Below are 5367 nucleotides of genomic sequence, written 5' to 3'. Positions count from 1 at the left end.
GGTGCACCGGCGGGCCCCCGCGGCGGCGGAGCCCCTGCCGCGCGCCCCGTCCCCGGCACGCCGCGCGCGGCGGTGTCACGGACAGGGACGGGAACAGGGGCGGGAACAGGGCCGCTCGGGCAGGTGCCGGGGCTCATCGGCCCTGGCGGCGTCGTCCCGGGCGGGAGAGGCTGGACGAAGGAGCGGCACCGGTCCCCCGCGGTGTCGCTCCGTCCTCGGGCAGAGCGGACCGGACCATGAGCGACACACCCCTGCGGATGCCACCGGCGGCACCGGACGACCGGCGCACCGCCCCGCCCGCGCCGCGCCGCCGGGTCGAGCTCGACGGCGCGGAGGCGCTGCGGCTGCTGGGCAGCGTCTCCCTGGGCAGGATCGTCTTCACCCGGCACGCGCTGCCGACCGTGCGCCCGGTCAACCACGCCCTGGACGGCGGCGACATCGTCATCCGCGTCCACGAGGGCGCCGCCCTCGTCTCCTCCGCCGCGCGGGCCGGCGACCCGGGGGTGGTGGTGGCCTACGAGGCGGACGTCATCGACCCGCGGACGCATCTCGGCTGGAGCGTGGTCGTGACCGGGTACGCGCGGCTGGTGACCGACCCGGCCGACCTGGTCCGCTGCCGGGCGCTGGTGCGTCCGTGGGTGGAGCAGGCCATGGACCAGGCGATCCGGATCAGCCCCGAGGTGGTCACGGGCGTCCTGCTCACCGCGGACGCGTAGCCGTCAGGCCGCGTCCACCGCCACCACCTCGTGCTGCGCGCCGCCGAGGACGACCTTGAGGGCGCCCGTGCCGGCCGCGCCGGCGAAGACGTCGTACGCCTCCTGCATGCGCTCCAGCGGGAAGACATGGGTGACCAGCCGCGCGGCGGGCAGCCGGCCGGCCGCCGCCATCCGCAGCAGCATCGGCGTCGAGTACGTGTCGACCAGCCCGGTGGTGAGGGTGACGTTCTTGATCCACAGGTCTTCCAGGTGCAGGGTCGCGGGGGCGCCGTGCACGCCGACGTTGGCGACATGGCCGCCGGGCCGGACCATCCGGGTGCACAGTTCGAAGGTCTCCGGCACTCCGACCGCCTCGATGACGACGTCCGCGCCGAGGCCGTCGGTGAGATCGGCGACCAGCTGCTCGGGGCCCTCCCCGGGCTCGGCCACGGCGTCGGCGCCCAGCCCGCGGGCCGCCTCCAGCCGGGCGGGTGCCAGGTCGACGACGACGATCCGCTCGGGTGAGTACAGCCGGGCGGTGCTGATCGCGGCCAGTCCGACGGGGCCGGCGCCGACCACGGCGACGGTGTCGCCCGGCCGGACCCGGCCGTTGAGGACGCCGACCTCGTAGGCGGTCGGGAAGATGTCGGCCAGCAGGACGGCGTCCTTGCTGTCCAGGGCGCCGGGCAGCGGGTGCACCGACAGGTCCGCGTGGGGCACCCGGACGTACTCCGCCTGGGTGCCGTCGGTCAGGTGGCCGAGGATCCAGCCGCCCCCGCCGCGGCACTGGCCGTACGCGCCGCGGCGGCAGTACGCGCAGCGCCCGCAGGCGGTGATGCAGGAGACGAGGACGCGGTCGCCCGGACGCACCGTCCGCACGTCGGCACCCACCTCCACGACCTCGCCGACGGCCTCGTGGCCGAGGACCGTGCCGGGACGCACCTCGGGCACGTCGCCCTTGAGGATGTGCAGGTCGGTGCCGCAGATGGTGACGGCGCCGACCCGCACGATCGCGTCGGTCGGGTCCTTGAGGGCCGGGTCCGGGACCTCTTCCCAGGCGGACCGTCCGGCACCGTGGAACACATAGCCCTTCATGGCACTCCTCACCCCGCTCGTGTGGGGCGGGGCCGGGGCCGGCGGTGACGTCTCGGCGGCGGTGCCGACCGGGGACCGTGCCCCGCCGGGGTGACCCCGCATGTCCAGGGTGACGCAGGCCGGGCCGGGGCGCATGGGCCGGACGGCCCCTCCCGGGGTCGTGCCGGGCGCGCCGGGCGGTGCCCTCCGCGGTGGCCCGCGGGTGGGGCCGGCGGACCCGCCCGGCAGGGACCGTTCGGCCCTACCGCGCTCTCCTCCGGCAGAGGTTTGATCCTGCCATGCCCGAGAACCCTCCGAGGCCCGCCGGGTCCCCGGCACCGCGCGCCGTCCGCGGCACCACCGTGCTGGCGCTCGACGGTGAGATCGACCTCGTCGCCGCGACCCCGCTCGCCTCCCGCCTCGACGCCCTCACCTGCGTCGACGGAGCCGACCTGGTGCTCGACCTGCGGGACGTGTCGTTCATCGACTGCGCGGGCCTCGGCGTCCTGTGCCGGACCCGCAACCGCGTCCGGGCCCGCAACGGCCGGCTCCGCCTGGTGACCCGCGACGGCGCCTTCCTGCGGCTGCTGCGGGTCGTCGGGCTGGCCGGGGCGTTCGAGGTACAGCCGCATCCGCCGACGGGCCCGGCGACGGGCCTCGCACCCGGCTGAGACCCGCGCACCGGGCCGCGTGCCCCGGCGGGCGGCGTCCTCCCGCCGGGGAGCGGCCCGCCGTGCGGGGCGCTCCCCGCACGGCGGCCCGTACCGGGCCCGCCCGGCCCCACCGGGCCCTTTCAGGCGTTCCAGGACCAGTCGGCGACCTCGGGCAGGTCCGTGCCGTGCTCGCGGATCCAGGCGTGGTGCCGGGTGCGGGCGTCGGCCATGGACTGCCGTACGGCGGCGGCGCGCACTGCGAGGCCGGGCACGCGGTCGATGACGTCCATGACGAGGCGGTAGCGGTCCAGGTCGTTGCGAACGACCATGTCGAAGGGCGTGGTCGTGGTGCCGGACTCCTTGTAGCCGCGCACGTGCAGGTTCGGGTGGCCGGCGCGGCGGTAGGCGAGGCGGTGGATCAGCCAGGGGTAGCCGTGGTAGGCGAAGATCACCGGCTTGTCCGCGGTGAACAGGCCGTCGTACTCGAAGTCCGGCATGCCGTGCGGGTGTTCCTCGCGCGGCAGCAGCCGGGTCATGTCGACCACGTTGACGACGCGAACGGCGAGCCGGGGCAGGTGGCGGCGCAGCAGTTGGGCGGCGGCCAGCACCTCCTGGGTGGGCACGTCGCCCGCGCAGGCGAGGACGACGTCCGGTTCGGCGCCGTTCTCGGTGCCCGCCCAGTCCCAGATGCCGGCGCCGCGCGCGCAGTGGGCGCGGGCCTCGTCGAGGGACAGCCAGTCGAAGCAGGGCTGCTTGCCGGCCACGATCACGTTGACGTGGTCCCGGCTGCGCAGGGCGTGGTCGGCGACGGACAGCAGGGTGTTGGCGTCCGGCGGGAGGTAGACGCGCACGACCTCGGGGCTCTTGTTGAGGACGTGGTCGACGAAGCCGGGGTCCTGGTGGGAGAAGCCGTTGTGGTCCTGGCGCCACACGTGCGAGGTGAGCAGGTAGTTGAGGGAGGCGACGGGCGCGCGCCAGGGCAGCCGGCGTGCGGTCCTGAGCCATTTGATGTGCTGGTTGACCATGGAGTCGACGATGTGCACGAACGCCTCGTAGCAGGAGAACAGCCCGTGCCGGCCGGTGAGCAGGTAGCCCTCCAGCCAGCCCTGGCACAGGTGTTCGGAGAGGATCTCCATCACCCTGCCGTGCCGGTCGAGGTGCTCGTCCACCGGCAGGGTCGCCTCCTGCCATGCCTTGCCGCTGGCGTCGAAGACGGCCTGGAGCCGGTTGGAGGCGGTCTCGTCGGGGCCGACGAGCCGGAAGTCGCGGCGCGCGCGGGTGTCGTTCATGACCTGTTCGAGGAGGCCGCCGAGGACACGGGTCGGCTCGTGCACGGTGGCGCCGGGCTTGTCGACGGGCACGGCGAAGGTGTCCAGGGGGCGGATGGGCAGATCGCGCAGCAGGAGGCCGCCGTTGGCGTGCGGGGTGGCGCCCAGGCGGCGCGCGCCCTCGGGCACGCAGGCGAGGACGTCGGCGGCGGGCCGCCCGTCCGGGTGGAACAGCTCCGCGGGCCGGTACGAGCGCAGCCACGCCTCCAGTTGCCGCAGGTGCTCGGGGTTGTCGCGCACGCCGGACAGCGGGACCTGGTGGGAGCGCCAGGTGCCTTCCACGGGGAGGCCGTCGACCTCGGCGGGCCCGGTCCAGCCCTTCGGGGTGCGCAGCACGACGACCGGCCAGCGGACCCGCTCGGTGACGCCGTCCTCGCGGGCGGAGCGCTGCATCAGGGCGATACGGTCCAGCGCGGTGTCCAGGGCCTGGGCCATCGCGAGGTGGACGGTGAGCGGGTCGTCGCCGGCGACGTGGACCGGCTCGTGTCCGTAGCCGCGCAGCAGATCGTCGAGCTCGGCCTCGGGCAGCCGGGAGAGCACGGTGGGGTTGGCGATCTTGTAGCCGTTGAGGTGCAGGATCGGCAGGACGGCCCCGTCGTGGACGGGGTCGAGGAACTTGTTGGCGTGCCAGGAGCCGGCCAGCGGACCGGTCTCGGCCTCGCCGTCGCCGATGACGCAGGCGACGAGCAGGTCCGGGTTGTCCAGGGCCGCGCCGTAGGCGTGGGCGAGGGAGTAGCCGAGCTCACCGCCCTCGTGCAGGGAGCCGGGCACCTCCGGCGCCACATGGCTGGGCACCCCGCCGGGGAAGGAGAACTGCCGGAACAGCCGCTCCATGCCGCGGGCGTCCCGTGACACGTCCGGGTAGACGTCGCTGTAGCTGCCGTCCAGCCAGGACCCGGCGAGCACGGACGGCCCGCCGTGCCCGGGGCCCCACACGCACAGGGCGTTCAGCGCCCGCGCCCTGATGACCCGGTTGAGGTGGGTGTAGACGAGGTTCAGGCCGGGGGAGGTGCCCCAGTGGCCGAGCAGCCGGGGCTTGATGTGCTCGGGCCGCAGCGGCTCGGTCAGCAGGGGGTTGGCCATGAGGTAGATCTGTCCGGCGGCCAGGTAGTTGGCGGCCCGCCAGTGGGCGTCGAGCGCGCGCAGTTCGTCGTCGGCCGGTGCGGTGGGGCTCGGGTGTGCCACCTGGGACATGGGATTCTCCGGAAGTCTGTCGGGGTCGGGTCACGGCGGGGGTACGGGCGGCGGGGCCGGCCGCGGGGGCGGCGGCCCGCCGGACGGGGCGTCTGTCTCGCATCTCACTCCGGCTCGGGCACGACGGCGACCGGGCAGGCCGCGTGGCGCGGCACCCCGTGGGCCACCCGGCCCGGTCGCGGGCCGAAGCGCCGGTGCCGCCGTCCGGCACCGGCGACCAGCAGATCGGCGGCGCGCGTGGCGGCCACGAGCACGTCGCGCGGGGTGCCCTCGACCGCGCGGCGCTGCGTCCCGGCCCCGGCGGGGAGGCCGTTCAGCGCCTTCTCCAGTACCTCGGCCGGCCGCCGCTCATGCGTCCGGGCGGGTTCCCGCCTCACGGCGGGTGGCCGGTGCTCTCCCGCGCGGGGCCGCGCCGGGCCCGTA

Annotated in this window: 5 protein-coding genes; 2 read left to right on the top strand and 3 right to left on the bottom strand. The window is 75.5% G+C overall.

Annotated elements, in window-relative coordinates:
- Positions 1 to 236: 236 nt before the first annotated feature.
- Positions 237 to 716 (top strand): pyridoxamine 5'-phosphate oxidase family protein, encoded by a 480-nt coding sequence (locus SZN_RS35110; protein WP_007504773.1) that lies wholly within the window; start codon positions 237 to 239, stop codon positions 714 to 716.
- Between the two features lie 3 nt (positions 717 to 719).
- Here the strand turns inward: SZN_RS35110 and SZN_RS35105 are convergent, their stop codons facing one another.
- On the bottom strand, positions 720 to 1790 hold the full coding sequence (locus SZN_RS35105) for a zinc-dependent alcohol dehydrogenase family protein (RefSeq protein ID WP_007504771.1): 1071 nt from the start codon (positions 1788 to 1790) through the stop codon (positions 720 to 722).
- Between the two features lie 278 nt (positions 1791 to 2068).
- Here SZN_RS35105 and SZN_RS35100 point away from each other — a divergent pair, with 278 nt between their 5' ends.
- A complete protein-coding gene (locus tag SZN_RS35100; protein WP_007504770.1) occupies positions 2069 to 2440 on the top strand; it encodes an STAS domain-containing protein in 372 nt (123 codons plus the stop codon).
- 122 nt (positions 2441 to 2562) lie between these two features.
- On the opposite strand, the gene SZN_RS35095 is transcribed toward SZN_RS35100, so the two are convergent.
- A complete protein-coding gene (locus SZN_RS35095) occupies positions 2563 to 4944 on the bottom strand; it encodes a phosphoketolase family protein (protein ID WP_007504769.1) in 2382 nt (793 codons plus the stop codon).
- Between the two features lie 104 nt (positions 4945 to 5048).
- Positions 5049 to 5367: universal stress protein (locus SZN_RS35090; RefSeq protein WP_007504768.1), on the bottom strand; the 319-nt coding region annotated here is incomplete at its 5' end.

This window comes from Streptomyces zinciresistens K42, assembly GCF_000225525.1.
GTDB lineage: Bacteria > Actinomycetota > Actinomycetes > Streptomycetales > Streptomycetaceae > Streptomyces > Streptomyces zinciresistens.
This window is presented reverse-complemented; position numbering and strand designations above follow the sequence as displayed.